The sequence below is a fragment of the Paenibacillus physcomitrellae genome, assembly GCF_002240225.1.
Lineage (GTDB): Bacteria > Bacillota > Bacilli > Paenibacillales > Paenibacillaceae > Fontibacillus > Fontibacillus physcomitrellae.
The window spans coordinates 3,084,594-3,105,222 of record NZ_CP022584.1 but is presented as its reverse complement, the minus strand read 5'-3'; the positions used below and the strand labels follow the sequence as shown (position 1 = coordinate 3,105,222).

Here is a 20,629-nt window from a genome sequence, read left to right as displayed (position 1 = left end):
CCATATTCAGGCATGCAAAGAAAACAAGCCCGCCTCATTTGGAAGCCTTGAGCAGACCCGCTTTCCGGAACGCGTGCAGCACGCTTTTCTCCAGCTCGGCATAGCCCATTTCCGTGGCCCCTTTACGGACGATAAAAATAATATCGACCTGGCTGATCAGCTTGTCCTGGTTTAACCGAACAATCTCTTTAATCAGTCTGCGCATCCGGTTGCGCACCACGGCGTTGCCGATTTTCTTGCTCACCGATATCCCCAGCCGGAACTGCTCCACCTCGGGTCTGCGTGACCAATACACGACTAGCTGACGGTTGGCAAAAGATTTTCCATTCCGATATACCCGGCCGAAATCGGCCCTATTCCGTAAACGCAGCTTTTTATGCACGGCTTTACTCCTTGCTGTTTGTTGCAATCTATAAGGAAGACAAGGCATAACAGCCTTACTTCTTCATTATCTCCGGATTCCTCGTTCTTGTAACCTTCAAACGTTCTCAATCTAATGACGAGATGGAAACCGCAAAGATATATCTCCTTACGCAAAATAACCCCACAAAGTGGGGTCCAAGCTCCGAAGCCCAATCAGGTACTTAGCGGGGACCCCGGAAAAACCAATAGTGCTCTAATGGAAAAAAAGACCACCGTAGTGGTCTTTACGCACGCATTACGCACTCAATACTTTTCTGCCTTTAAGACGACGAGCAGCCAACACCTTACGGCCGTTTTTTGTGCTCATTCTTTTACGGAAACCATGAACCTTTTTGCGTTTGCTCACGTTCGGTTTGAAAGTAGGTTTCATCTATTTGCACCCCCTCACAGGATATCCTAATGCTAATTCGTATTTTTCTCCGCTTATATGTCTTCGCAGAAAAAGCCTTTTTACATTTAATCACGAAACGAACCTAAAGTCAACTTAATCCTGCCTTTTACGGACAGATAAATATCCACAGAAATGGATGGCTCTGGCGATCAATAATGAATTATCCACATGTGGATAATTCATTATTCCGTTTCTTTTCCTCTTAATTGGGGTTATCTCTAAGTGTTCGCTTCCCCAAAATTATTACCCTTTGCTCCACCATTTATTTTTTAATGCGCTTTCAACATCTCTTTACAGCCCAGTTGGCAAGGAGTAAAATAAACTTAGATTTAAAATATTGTATACAAGTATACACCTTAGAAGGAGTTGGTTATCTCCGTAACCCGAAATCTTATAACATCCCTTATCCTATGCCGATTTTGGCTATGAATTATTATGGATCGCCTTCATTCATGTTATGATCGTGTAGAGAATGTTTCGCCAGTTATCCCTACATATTAATGAACGGAATGGAGAGAAAGTCATGCGTTATCCTGCTGAATGGCTGCAGGGAACCTCACTCGGCGAGGCTGTTGCCAGTGAGCTGAGGCTGCAGATCATCAACGGTACCATCAAACCAGGCGAGGTCCTTTCGGAGAACAGAATTGCAGCCGATTTTGGAACCAGCCGGTCACCGGTTCGGGAGGCCATGCGGACCTTATCCGCAGAAGGACTGATCAGGCTTGAACGAATGGGCGCTGTCGTCATCGGGCTCCAGCCCAAAGATCGGGACGAGCTTTATGATGTCCGCTACCTGATTGAAAGCTTTGCCCAGCAGCAGCTGGCCGACATGAATACGGCTGTCCTTATCGAACGGCTTGATAAAGTGATTGACCGGATGGAGCTGGCCGCCAAACACGGGGACATCGTGGAATTTGCTTTTCAGGATCTTACTTTTCATGAGACCCTGATCCGCGAAGCCGATCATACCCGGATCTTTCATCTCTGGAACAGCATCCGGCACATCGTCATGACGGTAATGCTTATTACAACTGAAGAAGTTTTTTCCCGCGGGGAAGATAATATTTCCCGAGTAATAAACAAACACCGTAAATTGATAAACGGTCTGAAATCGAAAGATCCAGCGCGAATTCAGCGGGAAGTGGAAGAATATTTTGCAGATTCACGCAATACACTGCGCCGAAGCCTGCCCTCTTCTTCATGAATTCAGCCAAAGAAACGTTTAGGGCTCTAAACCCGGGCGTCTCTTGCGCTCTAAATTGTATACAAGTATACCGAACGTTTCATAATTCCCGCCTGGATGTGGAAGAATAACTGAAACACGGTTAATTGTAAGCGTTATAGTTCTTATTTTCCAAGGAGGTACCTATCATGCAATCTTTGTTTGGCTTAAGCCACGATGCCACTTTGCTGGTCTGGACGGTCATCGCGATCGCTTTCTTGATCATCATGATATCTAAATTTAAATGGAATCCTTTTGTGACCCTGCTCATCTCCGCTCTGCTTCTCGGCCTGGTGTCAGGCATGAAAGCGGCCGACGTGATTTCGTCCGTGACAAGTGGTCTCGGCGGCACGCTGGGAACCATCGCGATCGTTATCGGTCTTGGTACCATTCTCGGTAAAATGATGGCCGAATCCGGCGGTGCGGAACGCATTGCGACCACGCTGATCGACCGGTTTGGCGAGAAGAGAGTCCACTGGGCGATGATGATCGTAGGTTTTATCGTCGGCATCCCGGTCTTTTTTGAAGTCGGCGTTATCCTGCTGATTCCTATTGTCTTTACAGTTGCACGCAAAACGAAAATGTCCCTACTGCAAATCGGGATTCCGATTCTGGCCGGTTTGTCTACCGTACACGGTCTGGTTCCGCCGCATCCCGCGCCTATGATCGCAATTGATGCTTACCAGGCTAATCTCGGTAAAACTATCCTGCTGTCCCTGATCGTCGGTTTGCCTACAGCTATTATCGCGGGTCCTTTGTTCGGCAAATATATCGGCAAACGCATTGTGGCTACTCCACCTGCCAATCTGGCTGAACAGCTGTCCGAGAAAAAGACGGGCAATCTGCCAAGCTTCGGCATTACTTTGCTGACTATTTTGATGCCGGTTATTCTGATGCTGATCGGTTCAATCGCTGATATTGTCGATCCTGACGCTACAAGCGGATTTACCGTATTCTGCGAATTTATCGGCCATGAAGTGATCGCCCTGCTGATTTCGGTTGTTTTTGCTTATTTCACACTCGGTTTTGCAAGAGGATTCACCAAAGAGCAGATTTCGAAGTTCACAAGCGAATGTTTGGCTCCTACTGCAACCATTATCCTGATTATCGGCGGCGGCGGTGCCTTCAAGCAGGTGCTCATTAACAGCGGCGTCGGCACGGCGATCGCGAATGTGGCTACCAACGCCCATATTAATGTTATTTTGTTCGCTTGGCTTGTTGCCGCTCTAATCCGTGTCGCTACCGGTTCGGCAACCGTTGCTATGACTACAGCCGCCGGTATCGTCGCTCCTGTTCTTGCCGCTACACCTGGCGCCAGCGTTGAACTGGTCGTACTCGCTACAGGTGCCGGTTCTCTGGTTCTGTCCCATGTCAACGACGCCGGTTTCTGGATGATTAAGGAGTTCTTTAATCTGACCGTACCGCAGACGCTTAAATCGTGGACCGTGATGGAGACGCTGCTCTCTGTGCTCGGCCTCATCTTTATCCTTATTCTGAGCATCTTTGTTTAAAGGCCGCACAGCGGCCTATCCTTACTCTATAATGAAGTTATATCAGTAAAAATAATGGAAGAAGGCTTTAAACATGAACTCAACCTCTTTATCTCCTAAACAAGATTCCTTCTATATGATAGGTGTCGACATCGGCACCACCAGCACTAAATCCGTCCTGTTTCAGCAGGACGGTTCTATTTTATCAACGGCACACGTGGAATATCCGCTGTATACGCCCTCGGCAGACATTGCGGAGCAGGATCCGGAGGAGATCCTTTCAGCTGTTATTGAAACGATCCGCCGGGTAATGACGGAAAGCGTTGCGGCGCCGGAGCAGGTAATGTTTGTCTCCTTCAGCTCCGCCATGCACAGTGTCATCCCGGTGGATGCCTCCGGACGGCCGCTGATGCGCGGCATGACCTGGGCCGACAACCGCAGCGCCGGCTGGACCGACAAGCTCAAGCGCGAGCTGGGCGGACACGAGATTTTTCTTAGAACAGGTACACCGATCCACCCGATGTCTCCACTCACCAAGATTCTCTGGATGCGCCATGAGCAGCCCGAGATGTTCGCACAAACGGCCAAATTTATTTCTATTAAAGAATATATTTTCCTGAAGCTGTTCGGGGAGTATGTGATCGACTATTCGATGGCCTCCTGCACCGGCTTATTTGAGCTTGAGAAGCTGGATTGGGACCGGGGCGCTCTGGAGACGGCCGGCATCACACCTGACCTCTTGTCGAAACCTGTACCGACCACCCATGAAATGAAAGGCCTGTCCCCTGCTTATGCCGAGCAAATGGGACTGCTGCCGGACACCTCCTTTATCGTTGGCGCAACGGACGGCGTTTTGTCCAACCTGGGCGTCAATGCCATTGATCCTGGTGTAGTGGCCGTTACGATCGGCACCAGCGGCGCGATCCGTACCGTTGTAGACCGTCCTGTTATCGATCCTAAGGGACGTATCTTTTGTTATGCGCTGACCGACAAGCTCTGGGTCATTGGCGGCCCTGTGAACAACGGCGGCGTCATTTTCCGCTGGGCGCGGGATGAATTCGCCGCTTCCGAGGTGGAAACTGCCAAACGGCTGGGCATCAGCCCTTATGACGTTCTGACCAAGATCGCTGAACGAGTTCGTCCAGGCTCAGAGGGACTGCTCTTCCACCCTTATTTGGCCGGTGAACGTGCTCCGCTCTGGAATCCGGATGCCCGCGGTTCCTTCTTTGGCTTAACTCTGCATCACCAGAAGGAGCATATGATCCGCGCCGTTCTGGAAGGCGTCATTTATAATCTCTATACAGTGCTGCTCGCGATGGAAGAACAAATCGGCCAGCCTAGCAAAATTATGGCCACCGGCGGATTCGCCCGCTCCGAGCTGTGGCGCCAAATGATGGCTGATATCTTCGATCAGCCTGTAACCGTGCCTGAAAGCATCGAGAGCTCCTGTCTGGGGGCCGTGGTGCTTGGTTTGTATGCCATAGGACGCGCCGACTCCCTGCGGGTCGTAGCCGATATGGTGGGCTCTACGCACGAGCATGTGCCGCAGAAAGAAAACGCTGTGCTGTACAAAGAACTGCTCCCGATCTTTATCCGCCTGTCCCGCAAGCTGGAGGACGAATATGCCGATCTGGCTGACTTCCAGCGGAAACATGGATCTCTGTAAGGATTTCTATCTATAAGCATCTTTATGGTTTTCTAGTTTCTAAATTAGCTTCAAAACACCTCCAGGCGTGCACATGCACGCCTGGAGGTGTTCTTTTTTTTCCGCGAAGCGGGAAAATTTAGGCCATTTTTGGGACCCCATCCAAGCCTGCTCTCTCCGTCTGACAAACCGACAGCAGGAAGCAGCACTGGATAACTGGAATCTGCAAAAGTGGAGGCCTCTTCGTAAATTGTGTATAAGATTTGCTGGCATTTTTCGGATTATGTCGAAATCTGAACAAATTATAAACAATATGTAGTGGTGTGGAGGATTATTATGCACAAGTTATTGAATTTGTGGATAAATTCCGCGGACTCATTGAAATATAAGCCTTCTTTTGCTATGATTAGATTGCTTTTCGGTGTGAATATCTTTTAAACCCTCGAAGATTATCAACAGCCTGTGGATAAAATTGTGAACAATTCTAAATTATCCTCATCGCTCTTAATTTCATAAACACGACTATTGGGGATAATCTTCCCCTTTATTTCTGTTTTTTCGACTCGTTTTTCAGTTTCCGCTCTCCATCTTCGCCATGTCTTGACCTCTCGGCCCAGGAACCAACGAAGATTTCAGCTCCGGTGAAGGAGCCGTTTTATGGCTTAAGCCACAATTGTAAGTGTTATAAAGGAGTGACAGTCTGTGGACAGCCATACCTCTGAATTATGGCAGCAAATCCTATCCATTATCCAAACCAAACTGAGCAAACCTAGCTTTGATACTTGGTTTAAAGCAACTAAACCCGTCTCCATCACCGACCGTTCCGTCGTGATTTCTGCGCCGACCACCTTCGCGGTAGAGTGGCTGGAGAGCCGGTATACGAAGCTGGTTGCTTCTACGATTTATGAGGTCATTGGCCAGCAGGTCGATGTAACCTTCGAAATTGAGGAGAACAAACAAACCGAACAAATCTCGCCGCAGCCGCAGGTTCAGCAGGTTGTGGTTTCGGAAGAGCCTGTTTCCAACATGCTGAATCCGAAATATACGTTTGATACGTTTGTCATCGGATCGGGCAACCGCTTTGCTCATGCCGCTTCCCTGGCCGTTGCTGAAGCGCCTGCCCGCGCTTACAATCCTTTATTTCTGTACGGCGGCGTAGGACTCGGCAAGACGCATCTGATGCACGCCATCGGCCACTATATTCTGGAGCATTCGCCAAGCAGCAAAGTCGTTTATATTTCCTCCGAGAAATTCACGAACGAATTTATCAATGCGATCCGCGACAACCGCGGGGAAAGCTTCCGGAACAAATACCGGAATATCGATATTCTGCTGATTGACGACATTCAGTTTTTGGCGGGGAAAGAGTCGACGCAGGAGGAGTTCTTCCATACGTTTAACGCGCTGCACGAAGAACGCAAGCAGATCATCATCTCAAGTGACCGGCCGCCGAAAGAAATTCCGACGCTGGAGGAACGGCTCAGATCCCGGTTCGAATGGGGTTTGATCACGGATATCCAACCGCCTGATCTGGAGACGCGGATCGCGATCCTGCGCAAGAAAGCCCGTGCGGAGAATCTTGATATCCCGAACGAAGCGATGATGTACATTGCCAATCAAATCGATACGAACATCCGTGAGCTCGAAGGCGCGCTGATCCGTGTCGTCGCTTATTCGTCGCTGATTAACCAAGATGTGACCACGCATCTGGCTGCCGAGGCGCTGAAGGACATTATCCCGTCCAGCCGGCCGAAAATGATCACGATTCAGGATATTCAGCAGAAGGTCGGCGAATATTACAACCTGAGAATGGAAGATTTCAAAGCGCGGAAACGGACCAAAGCGATTGCTTTCCCGCGGCAGATTGCCATGTATCTGTCCAGGGAGCTGACGGATTATTCCCTTCCCAAGATCGGGGAAGCCTTTGGCGGGCGTGACCATACAACCGTCATTCATGCACACGAGAAAATTTCGCAGCAGATGAAAGAGGATCAGGAATTGTTCAAGATCATCAATAACATTACAGAAAAAATTAAAAATACAACGGCCTAGACTTATTCACAAGTGAATAACTCGTCCATTGCTCCAAAGCCTATGCACAAGCTATGCACATGTGGATAGGCTTGATTTTATATTGTCAGCAGGCTTATCCACATATTCAGTGCCCCTACTGCTATTACTACTATTTTTTAAAAGATTAATACATCAAATACAGCAGCCTGCCGGCCGCTTTGAGAAAAAGCAAAACCAACCCGGCTTACGCCGGCTTTGAACAAGCAAAAAAGAGGAAGAAGAACTGCCTCCGGCAGCTTAACTACCGATTAGGAGTGACATTATGAAAATCCGGATTTTGAAAAATGAACTGAACGAGTCCATCCAGCATGTATCCAAAGCGATTTCAAGCCGCACCACGATTCCGATTTTGACGGGGATTAAACTTGAAGTGAACTTTCAGGGACTGACGCTGACCGCCAGCGACACGGATATTTCCATCCAGGCTTTTATTCCGCAGGAAGATAACAACAAGCAGATCGTTCAGGTTGAACGTCCAGGCAGTGTAGTGCTTCCAGCTAAATTTTTCGTAGAGATCATCAAGAAGCTGCCTTCTTCTGAAATTGAGATGGAGGTGAAAGAGGGCTTCCAAACCTTCATCCGTTCCGGTTCCACCGACATCCAGATGGTTGGTCTGGATCCTGAAGAATTCCCGGTTCTGCCGATGATTGAAGAAGACCAGGTCATCTCCCTGCCGGGCGATTTGCTCCGCAATATGATCAAACAAACGGTGTTCTCCATCTCCACACATGAAACAACGCCTATTTTGACCGGAGTTTTGTGGAACCTTAGCGATAACCTGTTCAAGTTCGTAGCTACGGACCGCCACCGTTTGGCGAGCCGTACAGCTCCGATCGACAACGCGGAAGATATCCGGTTCAGCAATATCGTCATTTCCGGCAAAACGCTCAACGAGCTGAGCAAAATCATCCCGGACCAGAACACGATGGTCGACATTGTTGTGGCCGATAACCAGGTGCTGTTCAAAATCGACCGGGTACTGTTCTATTCCCGAATTCTCGACGGAACTTATCCGGATACTTCCAAGATTATTCCGTCGCACTACAAAACAGAACTTGTTGTGGATACCAAAAAATTGAGCGATTCAATCGACCGTGCTTATTTGCTGTCCCGTGAGGAGAAGACGAATATCGTCAAATTGCAGACGCTTGAGGATGGAACGATCGAGATCTCTTCAAGTTCCTCCGAACTCGGCAAAGTAACCGAGCAACTCGATGTCGTTGATTTCACCGGAGATCCGCTTAAAATCTCGTTTAACTCGAAATATATGCTCGACGTGCTGAAAGTGGTGGAAAGCGAGCAGCTGCATATCGGATTCACCGGCGCCATGAGCCCGATTATCGTGAAGCCGACCGATGAAAGCCGCAGCCTCTATCTGATCCTCCCTTACCGGACGACGAATTAAATCATCCGAAAGGATATGTGAAACCGATGAAACAAGTTAAAATTCATAGTGAATATATTAAGCTTGACCAATTCCTGAAGCTGTCGGACTGTGTGCCGACCGGAGGGATGGCCAAAGCGCTGCTGCAGGAGAATCTCGTTAAGGTGAACGGGGAGCCAGAGGACCGGCGCGGCCGCAAGCTGTATCCCGGTGATCGGATTGAGGTTGAAGGCGAGGGTTCCTTTGAGGTTGCTGCAGAGTGAATGCCTCTAACGCGGTCCGGACGGGCAAGGCCCGACCGGATGCTTGAAGAGTAGGAGGAACCGCTGCATGTTTGTCAAAAATTTAAGTTTGCAACATTATCGCAACTATGAAGAGCTGAAGCTGGAGGCTTTCGGCAGTGTTAATTTGCTGCTCGGCAACAATGCCCAGGGCAAAACGAATCTGCTGGAAGCCATACTGATGCTGGCGCTGACCAAATCGCACCGCACGTCCAAAGACAAGGAGCTCATTTCCTTTCAGGCGGACGCAGCGGTGCTTGCTGCGCTCATTGAACGGAAATATGGGGCGGTTAACCTAGAACTGAAGCTCTCGTCGCAAGGCAAGAAAGCCAGGCTGAACGGCCTGGAGCAGAGGAAGCTCAGCGATTTTGTCGGTACGCTGAACGTGGTCATGTTCGCACCGGAAGATCTGGAAATCGTCAAAGGAACGCCGGGCATTCGAAGGCGCTTTCTCGATATGGAGATCGGCCAGGTGATGCCGAGTTATCTCTTTCATCTGCAGCAGTATCAGAAGGTGCTCGTTCAGCGCAACAATTTGCTGAAGTCAGCCTTTCAGGCCGGGCAGGAAGCCTTGGTGATGCTGGAGGTCTGGAATGAACAATTGGCAGAACATGGTGTTAAAATCATCAAGAGAAGGAAACAATTTATAAGAAAACTGCAGCGATGGGCGGCGGACATCCATTTAGGGATAACGAACGGCTCCGAGAACCTCGAATTGACCTATTTGCCATCCTTTGGCGATGCCGATGAGGAAGATGAAGCTGTCTTATTGCAGCAATTTATGATAAAGTTATCACAATTGAAAGATCAGGAAATAAGACGGGGCATGACGCTGGCCGGACCGCACCGGGACGATATTGCGTTCCATATCAACGGTAAGGAAGCGCAGGTTTTTGGTTCTCAGGGACAGCAGCGGACCACTGCTCTTTCGCTGAAGCTGGCGGAAATTGAACTGATTCATCAGGAAATCGGGGAATATCCGGTTCTGCTTCTGGACGATGTCTTGTCCGAGCTTGACCCTTACCGTCAAACCCAACTGATCGAAACATTCCAGAGCAAAGTGCAGACGTTTATTACGGCTACCGGTATGGAAAGCATCAATGCCGCCAAGCTGAAGGACGCCAGCATTTTTCATGTTCAAAGCGGACAAGTGATGTCCTAGAAAACGGGGGGCGGGCAAGTTGTACATTCATCTCGGCGGCGAAAAAGTGGTATCTTCCAGAGAACTGGTAGCTATATTTGATATATCGATCGAGAAATCTTCCAAAATTTCAAAGCAATTTGTAACGAGTATGCTTGAGGGCAAGAAGATGGTGCAGATCAGTGAAGAGGAAGCGAAATCCATCGTCGTTACGGAGCGTACGGTATATTATTCACCTATTTCTTCGGCTACGCTGAAGAAGAGATGTGATACGTATCAGGAACTGTAAGGAATCGGCCGCAGGCCGGTTTCACGGTTTTTATGAAATAATAAACAAGCTTGATCTTTAAATGCGAACTCCGCTTCAGCTGCGGAGGCAGGCATTCTAATTCATAGAAGTAGGTGAAGGCATGTCTATCAACGAACAACAATCGTATGATGAAAGTCAGATTCAGGTGCTGGAAGGATTGGAGGCTGTCCGCAAACGGCCGGGGATGTACATCGGTTCAACCAGCGTCAAAGGACTGCATCATTTGGTGTGGGAAGTTGTGGATAACAGTATCGACGAAGCGTTAGCCGGTTTTGCTGACAAAATCGATGTTATTGTTCATCAGGATAACAGCGTCACCGTAATTGATAATGGCCGGGGAATTCCGGTCGGTGAACATCCGAAGATGAAGAAGTCTACGCTTGAAGTGGTCATGACCGTCCTGCACGCAGGCGGTAAATTCGGCGGCGGCGGATATAAAGTATCCGGCGGTCTGCACGGCGTAGGCGTTTCCGTTGTGAATGCCCTGTCCGAACGGGTGATTGTTGAAATTAAGCGGGACGGACAAGTTTATCAGCAGGAATACCACCGGGGAGCTCCGCAGTATGACATCAGAGTGATTGGCACAAGCGAATCCACCGGTACGAAAACGACGTTCAAACCGGATCCGGAGATTTTTACCGAAACTACAGTGTTCGATTACACGACTTTGCAGACACGGATTCGCGAGCTGGCTTTCCTGAACAAGGGGATCAATATTACGCTTCACGACGAGCGTACCGGTCAGTCCGATTCGTTCCACTACGAAGGCGGGATTATCGAATATGTGAAATACTTGAATCAGAACCGTGAGGCTCTTCACGAGGAGCCGATCTACGTGGAGGGCTCGCGAGATATGATCCAGGTGGAGATTGCCCTCCAGTACAATGACAGCTACACGGAGAATATCCACTCCTTCGCGAACAACATCAACACGTATGAGGGCGGCTCGCACGAATCGGGCTTTAAGAGTGCCTTGACCCGGATCATCAACGACTATGCCCGCAAAACGAGCGCCATCAAGGACAGCGGCTCCAACCTGTCCGGCGATGATGTCCGCGAAGGCCTGACGGCGATCATTTCCGTCAAAATTCCTGAACCGCAGTTTGAAGGCCAGACCAAAACCAAACTCGGCAACAGCGAAGTTCGGGGTATCGTGGAATCGCTGTTTGCAGAGAAGCTGCAGGAATTCATGGATGAGAATCCTTCCGTAGCGAAACGGGTGCTTGAAAAAGCGCTCCAGGCCTCCCGTGCCCGCGAGGCGGCCCGTAAAGCGCGCGAGCTCACTCGCCGCAAGAGCGCGCTGGAAGTAAGCAGCCTGCCGGGCAAGCTGGCCGACTGTTCCTCCAAAGACGCGTCGATCAGCGAACTGTATATCGTCGAAGGCGACTCCGCCGGCGGATCGGCCAAGCAGGGACGCGACCGGCACTTCCAGGCTATCTTGCCGCTACGCGGTAAGATTCTGAATGTCGAGAAGTCCCGTCTGGACCGGATTCTCGGCAATGCCGAAATCCGCGCCATCATTACGGCGCTGGGCACCGGGATCGGCGAGGAGCTCGACATCTCGAAGGCCCGTTATCACAAGGTTATTATCATGACCGATGCGGACGTCGACGGCGCGCATATCCGCACGCTGCTGCTGACCTTCTTCTTCCGCTTCATGCGTCCGATCATTGAAGCCGGCTTTGTTTACATTGCTCAGCCGCCTCTCTTCAAGATCGAGCGCAACAAAGTGATCCGTTATGCCGGTTCGGAGAAAGAACGGGACGAAATTATGGCTGAATTCGGCGAAGGCGTGAAGCTGAACGTTCAGCGCTATAAAGGATTGGGCGAGATGAATCCGGAGCAGCTGTGGGAAACGACCATGGATCCGGAATCCCGCACGATGCAGCAGGTGTCCATTTCCGATGCCATTCAGGCGGACGCCCTGTTTGATAAGCTGATGGGCGACAATGTAGAGCCGCGCCGTGATTTCATTCAGGAGCATGCCAAATACGTTCGGAATTTGGATATCTAAACTATCCAGGAGAGGCTGTCCCCAAAGTCATTTTGTGATTTTCCAGCCTCGCTGAAGTTCGACTTTTAAGCAAAATGAGAACCTCCAATTCCACTTCAACAGTGGTTTTGGAGGTTTTTTGTTTCCATGTTGAGACGGGATCATTGGAATGTCCCTTTGAGACACTCTCTTTTTTATGGGTATACGAGGTAGGAACCTAAGAGAAGAATGGACTTAGGAGGTCTTCTTTTTTCTCAGACGGCCGTAGGCCTGGGCGTACTTCTGAATTTTCTGATAGATGGTTTTATCGGCAAGTCGTTTGAATGGGAACAAGGCGGGCAACGTATTGACTTCAAGCAGCCATGGACGGAACTCCCCATCGACGGCGATATCGAGACCGATCTCTTTCAGGCGGGGATATTTTTTTTCCAGTTGGTAACCGACCTTTGAACCTAATACTCTAAGCTCATGGATCAGGGCGGCAAGGCCTTTTGCATCCAGATAATCTTTAAAGAGATCTTCGATCGGCTTGATTTTACCGCCGTTATGATGATTGGTTACGATTTTTTGCGGGCCGGCTACCCTGCCGATAAACCCGGTCGTTTCCCAGGCGCCTTTTAAATTTTTCTGCACGAGAACACGAAGGTCAAATTTCCGGGACTCATGGGTGAGCAAATGGATGCCGCGCTGAATCACATAGAATTTCCCGTTGATCCGCTCCGTCAGAATAGTATTCATCTCAGCAGGAGTGTTGAATACCCGGGACTCGATTCCGTAGCGCAGTTTGTAAAGCCAGGGGGAATCCGGTGAGGAAGGATTGTCCTGATAACGTTCCACGCTCATGACCCCTATTCCGTACGTTCCCCGGTCAGGTTTGATGAATACGGTATTATACTGCTCCAGCATAACCTGGAGCTGCTCCGCGGAGTAGGGGCGTGTATCCGGGATATAGCCGTTCAGCCAGCTGCTTCGGGTCAATACTTTCGTTTTCTCCCACTTGCTCGAAACACGTTGGATCGACAAAGCTGCTTCATTCCTTTCTGATCAAGCTTGAATTGGCGAATTATAAAAATTGCCGGATGATGAAGCCAGGATGCTCAGAAACATAGGGCAGGACAGAAGGGACAAACAATGATATAATTATAAGATATGGTGATTTTCTAACTTCCTTGAACAAAGAGGAAGCCATGGGAAATTAACCTATAGGGACAGTGTATGATACCGGAAAGCCGCAGGACTGGACATTTCCCTATTTTTTTGTTTTTCCAGCCCGGAAGACAAAGGTATTTGGCAATGTTTAATTGTGCTTGTTTTGTGAAAGTAATATAATAATTATTAGCGTTTATAGAGGATTACGGCCTTTTTATACATTTTTTGAGTACCCGCGGACAATCGGAATGATCGGCAGATAGTACGGTTTCGGTTTCGCCTCCGCGGGCTGCTTTTGCGGCTTTTCTCATAGATGTACACTGGTAAATTGAAGGAGGCACAGCATGGCGGAAGAAAAATTCTCGCGAATTGTAGATCGTGACATCGGTCAGGAGATGCGCGAATCCTTTATGGATTACGCAATGAGCATCATTGTCAGCCGGGCTTTGCCGGATGTACGGGACGGACTTAAGCCTGTGCATCGCCGTATTTTGTATGCAATGTCGGAGCTCGGAATGGCTCCGGACAAGCCGTATAAGAAGTCTGCCAGAATCGTCGGCGAAGTTATCGGTAAATACCATCCGCACGGTGACTCTGCCGTTTATGAAACGATGGTTCGTATGGCACAGGATTTCTCCATGCGCAACATGCTGATCGACGGTCATGGCAACTTCGGTTCGATTGACGGCGACTTTGCGGCAGCGATGCGGTATACGGAAGCCAGACTATCCAAGATTGCCATGGAAATGCTGCGCGACTTGAATAAAGAAACCGTTGATTTTGCGCCTAACTACGACGGCGAGGAACACGAACCGGTTGTTCTCCCGGCCCGTTATCCTAACCTGCTTGTTAACGGGGTCTCCGGTATTGCAGTAGGGATGGCCACGAACATTCCTCCTCATAATCTGGGAGAGGTTATTGACGGTGTACAGGCTTTGATTGAGAACCCCGAGCTGACCTCTATGGAACTGATGGAATATATCAAGGGCCCTGACTTCCCGACTTCGGGTTATATTTTGGGCCGTGAAGGCATCCGACAGGCTTATTCGACCGGTCGCGGTTCCGTGACCATGAGAGCCAAAGCCACCATCGAGGAGAATAACAACAAAGCTCGCATTATTGTGCATGAGCTTCCTTACCAGGTCATTAAAGCGAGACTTGTCGAGAAGATCGCTGAGCTCGTCCGTGAGAAACGGATTGAGGGCATTACGGACCTGCGGGACGAATCGGACCGTAACGGAATGCGGATTGTGATTGAGCTCCGCCGTGACGTTAACCCTAATGTAGTGCTGAATAACCTGTATAAGCATACGGCTATGCAGTCTACCTTTGGTATTAACATGCTTGCGATCGTAAATAACGAGCCGCGGGTTCTGACTTTGCATGAGGTGTTGAAGTACTATATCATCCACCAAATCGAAGTCATCCGCCGTCGGACCGAGTTCGATCTCCGCAAGGCGGAAGCCAGAGCTCATATCCTTGAAGGCCTGCGGATCGCCCTGGATCATATTGACGAAGTGATCGCTTTGATCCGGGCCTCCAGCTCAGACGAGCAGGCACGTGAAGGGCTGATGAGCCGTTTCGGACTCAGCTTCGAGCAGGCCCAGGCGATTCTGGATATGCGTCTGCGCCGTCTGACCGGTTTGGAACGCGACAAGATCGAGAATGAATATAACGAGCTGGTTCAGAAGATCGCCGAATATAAAGAGATTTTGGCCAGCGAAGCGCTTGTCCTGAACATTATCAGTCAAGAGCTTCAAGAGATTAAAGAGAAATACGCCGACGAGCGCCGTACGGAAATTACGGTGGGTGAAGAGAGCATTCTAGACGAGGATCTGATTCCGCAGGAAGAAGTCGTCATTACGATTACTCACACCGGTTACATCAAACGTCTGCCCGTTACGACCTACCGCAGCCAGAAGCGCGGAGGACGCGGCGTAGTGGGCATGGATACGAAAGATAACGACTTCGTCGAGCATCTCTTCGTAACCAACTCCCACAACTACCTGATGTTCTTTACGGACAGAGGTAAAGCTTACCGGATCAAGGCTTATGAGATTCCGGAGCTCGGACGTACGGCAAGAGGGACGCCGATTATCAACCTGATTCAGATCGAACAGGGCGAGACGGTAAATGCGGTGATTCCGGTGGTTCCATCGGAGACCGACAAGCTGCTGTTCTTCGCCACCCAGCAGGGGATTGTCAAGAAGACGCCTCTTGAAGACTACGTCAATATTCGTAAGGGCGGTTTGATCGCCATTAACCTGCGCGAAGACGATCGTCTGATTGACGTGAAAATGACCGACGGCAACGAAGAGGTCATCCTGGGTACGGCTAAGGGCATGTCGATCCGCTTCCTGGAGGGAGATGTTCGCTCTATGGGACGCTCCGCGACGGGCGTTAAAGGCATTACCCTCGATTCGGACGATGAAGTCATCGGCATGGATGTCATTGTACCGGGACAGGATGTTCTGATCGTTACGACCAAAGGCTACGGCAAACGTACGCCGGTTGACGAATATCGGGTTCAAAGTCGCGGCGGTAAAGGCATCAAGACGATTAACGTCACCGAGAAGAACGGTACGGTAATCAGCCTCAAAGTTGTTAAAGACGAAGAGGACTTGATGATCATCACCAGCAGCGGTACGCTGATTCGTACCAGCATGGCGGGCATCAGTACGATGGGACGTTATGCTCAAGGCGTTAAGCTGATCAACATCCGTGATGAGGATTCGGTGGCCACCGTTTGCCGCACAGACAAAACGGAAGAGTCAAACGAAGATGCTCTTGAGGGTGAGGAGCTGCCAACCGTAGAAGAAGAACTGCTGGATGCGGCCGGAACGGATGAAGTAGCTGCCCCAGAGATGGATGAAGCTGCGGAAGATTCGGAAGAGGAATAAAGCCTAAGAGGTTTCTCCTCTACAAAAATATATTAAACGGGCCTTCTTAACGGGAGGTCCGTTTTTTTATCTTTTCACATCCTCCCATTTAAAAAGGGAGATTGTTACTAGGTATAAAGGCGTATATAATTATTCTGAAGTTGAGAGAACGCGGATACGATAGACGGCATTTTTTTATCCAATGGTTATGACATGATATGAAATAAAGTGGGGGGTCCGAAATGGGAAATGTGGCGGTAACCGACCTGAAACCCGGACAAAAGATTGCCAGTCCTGTACATACAATGCTTGGCGGCAGGCTTATGCCCAAAGGAAAAGTACTGATTCCTAGAGACCTGGACGTCCTGCGGGCGTTTATGATCGAGGAGGTAGATATTGAGGGTGGGGGAGTCCCGGATCTGCCGGTTGCAAAAGATGCCAAGAATACAACATCTTCTGCAAAAACTCCTACTCCTGCTCCAAAGGCATCGCCTGAGCCAATTAAGAAAGCTGCGGTTGATTCCTTCCAATTGGAGTATGATCGCATGCTTAACCTGGTGAAGAGCTCCTTCCAATCGGCTTTGGCCGCGAGCATCCCTGTGTATGATCTTCGCAGTCAATTGGAAACCCTGCTAGGGATGATGAAGCATTATAAAATTTTGACCTTCGTGCCTAAAAATATGAACGAATATGATTATATGTACCATAATGCTATTCTTTCTTCCTTAACCTCTTATTCCTTGGCGCAGTGGCATGGTCTTCCTCAGAAAGACTGGGTTCAGGTAGCGCTGGCGGGACTGCTGCATGACATCGGCAATGCCAAGGTTGATCCGGACATTCTATACCATCCTTCCTACCTCAATAACGAGGAACTGGAGGAGGTGCGCATGCATACGACTTACGGCTATCAGATGCTCCGCAACATTCCGGCTCTAAATGAAGGGGTCAGACTGGCAGCTTTACAGCATCACGAAAAAATCGACGGCTCCGGGTATCCCCTTCGCCTGACAGGCGATAAGATCCATGTGTATGCCAAGATTGTAGCCGTGGCCGATATCTTCCATGCAATGACGCTGAAGAAGCGGTATCGAAAAGCCCAGTCACCTTATTTGGTGCTGGAGGAGATCCAGTCAGAAGCATTCGGGAAGCTGGATCCAGCAATCGTCCAGACCTTTATCGGAAAAGTAACGGAGCTCCACAATGGGATCCGCGTACGCCTGAACACGGATGAAATCGGTGAAATTGTATTTACAGATCGTACTCATCCAACACGCCCTATGGTTTCTGTGAAGGGTAAAATCATTAACTTGGTTCAGAACCATAATCTCTATATTGTTGAAATCATTAATTAGCTTGACTTACGCTGCAAAACAGGGTATATTAATACGTACCTGTTTTGCAGCGTTTCTGTTTACAGAAACAAATGAAAATAATCGATTTTCAAAAAAAGCTTGCAATACTGGTCCTGACATGGTATGATATAAAAGTTGACAGCGATGAGTTGTTAGCGAAGTAAAATGAAAAGTTTGATCTTTGAAAACTGAACAACGAGTGAGAAATAAATTGAGATACTTAGGGTGAAACAATCCTAACGGATTGAATTTCATCCGATCTCGTCAGATTCAAAATGAGTCACAAACTTAACTTCTAATGGAAAATCTACCGCCCTCGGGTGGCAGGGACCTTCCATCTTTAATGGAGAGTTTGATCCTGGCTCAGGACGAACGCTGGCGGCGTGCCTAATACATGCAAGTCGAGCGGAGCCTTAGGAGAGCTTGCTCTCCTGAGACTTAGCGGCGGACGGGTGAGTAACACGTAGGCAACCTGCCTGCAAGACTGGGATAACTACCGGAAACGGTAGCTAATACCGGATACGCAGTTTCCTCGCATGAGGGAGCTGGGAAAGACGGAGCAATCTGTCACTTGCGGATGGGCCTGCGGCGCATTAGCTAGTTGGTGAGGTAACGGCTCACCAAGGCGACGATGCGTAGCCGACCTGAGAGGGTGAACGGCCACACTGGGACTGAGACACGGCCCAGACTCCTACGGGAGGCAGCAGTAGGGAATCTTCCGCAATGGGCGAAAGCCTGACGGAGCAACGCCGCGTGAGTGATGAAGGTTTTCGGATCGTAAAGCTCTGTTGCCAGGGAAGAACGTCGGGTAGAGTAACTGCTACCCGAGTGACGGTACCTGAGAAGAAAGCCCCGGCTAACTACGTGCCAGCAGCCGCGGTAATACGTAGGGGGCAAGCGTTGTCCGGAATTATTGGGCGTAAAGCGCGCGCAGGCGGCCATTTAAGTCTGGTGTTTAATCCCGGGGCTCAACTCCGGGTCGCACTGGAAACTGGGTGGCTTGAGTGCAGAAGAGGAAAGTGGAATTCCACGTGTAGCGGTGAAATGCGTAGAGATGTGGAGGAACACCAGTGGCGAAGGCGACTTTCTGGGCTGTAACTGACGCTGAGGCGCGAAAGCGTGGGGAGCAAACAGGATTAGATACCCTGGTAGTCCACGCCGTAAACGATGAATGCTAGGTGTTAGGGGTTTCGATACCCTTGGTGCCGAAGTTAACACATTAAGCATTCCGCCTGGGGAGTACGGTCGCAAGACTGAAACTCAAAGGAATTGACGGGGACCCGCACAAGCAGTGGAGTATGTGGTTTAATTCGAAGCAACGCGAAGAACCTTACCAGGTCTTGACATCCCCCTGACCGGATCAGAGATGGTCCTTTCCTTCGGGACAGGGGAGACAGGTGGTGCATGGTTGTCGTCAGCTCGTGTCGTGAGATGTTGGGTTAAGTCCCGCAACGAGCGCAACCCTTGACTTTAGTTGCCAGCAGGTAAGGCTGGGCACTCTAGAGTGACTGCCGGTGACAAACCGGAGGAAGGTGGGGATGACGTCAAATCATCATGCCCCTTATGACCTGGGCTACACACGTACTACAATGGCCGGTACAACGGGAAGCGAAGGAGCGATCTGGAGCGAATCCTTAGAAGCCGGTCTCAGTTCGGATTGCAGGCTGCAACTCGCCTGCATGAAGTCGGAATTGCTAGTAATCGCGGATCAGCATGCCGCGGTGAATACGTTCCCGGGTCTTGTACACACCGCCCGTCACACCACGAGAGTTTACAACACCCGAAGTCGGTGGGGTAACCCTTAGGGGAGCCAGCCGCCGAAGGTGGGGTAGACGATTGGGGTGAAGTCGTAACAAGGTAGCCGTATCGGAAGGTGCGGCTGGATCACCTCCTTTCTATGGAGTACCTCGCTTCTGAGTGAAGCGGTACAAATATTGGTTAACCTGGAGTTAACCAAACCTTCTCACTCGTTGGTCAGTTTTGAGAGCTCAAACTCTCAAAACGTATGACTTCCAGAACTTTCTTGTAGAAAGTCAGGTCTGGATGTGATACACTCATCTTCCGGTTAAATCAACCGGTAAGATTTGATCCTTGAAAACTGGATAACGAAACAACAAATGCGAATTAGAACATTCTTTTTTAGCTGAAACTTGTGTCAAAAACAAGTCTTTAGTAGTTGGTTAAGCTACTAAGAGCACACGGAGGATGCCTAGGCGCTAGGAGCCGAAGAAGGACGTGGCGAACAACGATAAGGCCTCGGGGAGCTGTAAGCAAGCTTTGATCCGGGGATGTCCGAATGGGGAAACCCGGCTGGTGTAATAGCCAGTCACTCATTACTGAATACATAGGTAATGAAGAGGCAGACCAGGGGAACTGAAACATCTAAGTACCTTGAGGAAGAGAAAACAAGTAGTGATTCCGTCAGTAGCGGCGAGCGAACGCGGAAGAGCCTAAACCAAGAGGCTTGCCTCTTGGGGTTGTGGGACGTCTCACATGGAGTTACAAAGGAATAGGGTAGGCGAAGAGGTCTGGAAAGGCCCGCTAGAAGAGGTAAAAGCCCTGTAACCGAAAGTCTATTCCCTCCGAGACGGATCCCGAGTAGTGCGGGGCACGTGAAACCCCGTATGAATCTGCCAGGACCATCTGGTAAGGCTAAATACTCCCTAGTGACCGATAGTGAAGCAGTACCGTGAGGGAAAGGTGAAAAGCACCCCGGAAGGGGAGTGAAAGAGATCCTGAAACCGTGTGCTTACAAGAAGTCAGAGCCCTATGATGAAACTTCGTTTCATCACGGGTGATGGCGTGCCTTTTGTAGAATGAACCGGCGAGTTACGTTCCCGTGCAAGGTTAAGGTGAGAAGCCGTAGCCGCAGCGAAAGCGAGTCTGAATAGGGCGA

Annotated in this window: 14 protein-coding genes and 2 rRNA genes (1 of these 16 running past the window's edge); 13 read left to right on the top strand and 3 right to left on the bottom strand. The window is 49.7% G+C overall.

The window, feature by feature from the left end; translation table 11 throughout:
* Nucleotides 1-34: 34 nt before the first annotated feature.
* Both rnpA and rpmH read right to left on the bottom strand, forming a co-directional pair.
* Nucleotides 35-382 (bottom strand): ribonuclease P protein component, encoded by a 348-nt coding sequence (gene rnpA, locus CBE73_RS14100; RefSeq protein WP_094094739.1) that lies wholly within the window; start codon nt 380-382, stop codon nt 35-37.
* A gap of 276 nt (nt 383-658) precedes the next feature.
* Nucleotides 659-793 (bottom strand): 50S ribosomal protein L34, encoded by a 135-nt coding sequence (gene rpmH, locus CBE73_RS14095; RefSeq protein ID WP_009223341.1) that lies wholly within the window; start codon nt 791-793, stop codon nt 659-661.
* Between the two features lie 544 nt (nt 794-1,337).
* Between rpmH and CBE73_RS14090 the strand changes: the two genes are divergently transcribed.
* The 9 genes from CBE73_RS14090 to gyrB all read left to right on the top strand — a co-directional run bounded on the left by CBE73_RS14090 (nt 1,338) and on the right by gyrB (nt 12,374).
* Nucleotides 1,338-2,018, top strand: coding sequence for a GntR family transcriptional regulator (locus CBE73_RS14090; protein ID WP_094094738.1), 681 nt, complete (start codon nt 1,338-1,340; stop codon nt 2,016-2,018).
* Between the two features lie 167 nt (nt 2,019-2,185).
* Nucleotides 2,186-3,547, top strand: coding sequence for a GntP family permease (locus tag CBE73_RS14085; protein ID WP_094094737.1), 1,362 nt, complete (start codon nt 2,186-2,188; stop codon nt 3,545-3,547).
* 73 nt (nt 3,548-3,620) lie between these two features.
* The gene (gntK, locus tag CBE73_RS14080; RefSeq protein WP_094094736.1) at nt 3,621-5,192 is read left to right on the top strand and encodes a gluconokinase; all 1,572 of its coding nucleotides are present in this window, start codon (nt 3,621-3,623) and stop codon (nt 5,190-5,192) included.
* Nucleotides 5,193-5,873: 681 nt separating this feature from the next.
* On the top strand, nt 5,874-7,223 hold the full coding sequence (gene dnaA, locus CBE73_RS14075; protein ID WP_094094735.1) for a chromosomal replication initiator protein DnaA: 1,350 nt from the start codon (nt 5,874-5,876) through the stop codon (nt 7,221-7,223).
* Between the two features lie 283 nt (nt 7,224-7,506).
* The gene (dnaN, locus tag CBE73_RS14070; RefSeq protein WP_094094734.1) at nt 7,507-8,649 is read left to right on the top strand and encodes a DNA polymerase III subunit beta; all 1,143 of its coding nucleotides are present in this window, start codon (nt 7,507-7,509) and stop codon (nt 8,647-8,649) included.
* A 26-nt stretch (nt 8,650-8,675) separates the two neighbouring features.
* Nucleotides 8,676-8,891, top strand: a complete 216-nt coding sequence (gene yaaA, locus CBE73_RS14065; protein WP_094094733.1) for a S4 domain-containing protein YaaA — start codon at nt 8,676-8,678, stop codon at nt 8,889-8,891.
* 67 nt (nt 8,892-8,958) lie between these two features.
* Nucleotides 8,959-10,071 carry a DNA replication/repair protein RecF gene (recF, locus tag CBE73_RS14060; protein WP_094094732.1) on the top strand — a complete coding sequence of 371 codons (1,113 nt, stop codon included), beginning with the start codon at nt 8,959-8,961 and terminating at the stop codon, nt 10,069-10,071.
* A gap of 19 nt (nt 10,072-10,090) precedes the next feature.
* Entirely contained in the window at nt 10,091-10,339 is a 249-nt protein-coding gene (gene remB, locus CBE73_RS14055; protein WP_094094731.1) for an extracellular matrix regulator RemB, read from the top strand.
* A gap of 121 nt (nt 10,340-10,460) precedes the next feature.
* Nucleotides 10,461-12,374 (top strand): DNA topoisomerase (ATP-hydrolyzing) subunit B, encoded by a 1,914-nt coding sequence (gene gyrB / locus CBE73_RS14050; protein WP_094094730.1) that lies wholly within the window; start codon nt 10,461-10,463, stop codon nt 12,372-12,374.
* Between the two features lie 213 nt (nt 12,375-12,587).
* Here the strand turns inward: gyrB and CBE73_RS14045 are convergent, their stop codons facing one another.
* Nucleotides 12,588-13,376 (bottom strand): YheC/YheD family protein, encoded by a 789-nt coding sequence (locus tag CBE73_RS14045; RefSeq protein ID WP_094094729.1) that lies wholly within the window; start codon nt 13,374-13,376, stop codon nt 12,588-12,590.
* Nucleotides 13,377-13,846: 470 nt separating this feature from the next.
* Here CBE73_RS14045 and gyrA point away from each other — a divergent pair, with 470 nt between their 5' ends.
* The 4 genes from gyrA to CBE73_RS22675 form a co-directional block, all read left to right on the top strand.
* A complete protein-coding gene (gene gyrA, locus CBE73_RS14040; RefSeq protein WP_094094728.1) occupies nt 13,847-16,402 on the top strand; it encodes a DNA gyrase subunit A in 2,556 nt (851 codons plus the stop codon).
* Nucleotides 16,403-16,623: 221 nt separating this feature from the next.
* Nucleotides 16,624-17,733 (top strand): HD-GYP domain-containing protein, encoded by a 1,110-nt coding sequence (locus tag CBE73_RS14035; RefSeq protein ID WP_094094727.1) that lies wholly within the window; start codon nt 16,624-16,626, stop codon nt 17,731-17,733.
* Between the two features lie 340 nt (nt 17,734-18,073).
* Nucleotides 18,074-19,628: ribosomal RNA gene (locus CBE73_RS14030) — 16S ribosomal RNA — on the top strand.
* A 283-nt stretch (nt 19,629-19,911) separates the two neighbouring features.
* Nucleotides 19,912-20,629: ribosomal RNA gene (locus CBE73_RS22675) — 23S ribosomal RNA — on the top strand (it continues 2,026 nt past the right edge of the window).
* Together the 16S and 23S rRNA genes form the textbook arrangement of a ribosomal RNA operon.

Bases quoted from the DNA above. Each gene is read 5' to 3' on its own strand.
- gyrA (WP_094094728.1), top strand. From the start codon at position 13,847: ATGGCGGAAGAAAAATTCTCGCGAATTGTAGATCGTGACATCGGTCAG.
- CBE73_RS14085 (WP_094094737.1), top strand. From the start codon at position 2,186: ATGCAATCTTTGTTTGGCTTAAGCCACGATGCCACTTTGCTGGTCTGG.
- CBE73_RS14035 (WP_094094727.1), top strand. From the start codon at position 16,624: ATGGGAAATGTGGCGGTAACCGACCTGAAACCCGGACAAAAGATTGCC.
- CBE73_RS14090 (WP_094094738.1), top strand. From the start codon at position 1,338: ATGCGTTATCCTGCTGAATGGCTGCAGGGAACCTCACTCGGCGAGGCT.
- yaaA (WP_094094733.1), top strand. From the start codon at position 8,676: ATGAAACAAGTTAAAATTCATAGTGAATATATTAAGCTTGACCAATTC.
- gntK (WP_094094736.1), top strand. From the start codon at position 3,621: ATGAACTCAACCTCTTTATCTCCTAAACAAGATTCCTTCTATATGATA.
- recF (WP_094094732.1), top strand. From the start codon at position 8,959: ATGTTTGTCAAAAATTTAAGTTTGCAACATTATCGCAACTATGAAGAG.
- rpmH (WP_009223341.1), bottom strand. From the start codon at position 793: ATGAAACCTACTTTCAAACCGAACGTGAGCAAACGCAAAAAGGTTCAT.
- gyrB (WP_094094730.1), top strand. From the start codon at position 10,461: ATGTCTATCAACGAACAACAATCGTATGATGAAAGTCAGATTCAGGTG.
- dnaN (WP_094094734.1), top strand. From the start codon at position 7,507: ATGAAAATCCGGATTTTGAAAAATGAACTGAACGAGTCCATCCAGCAT.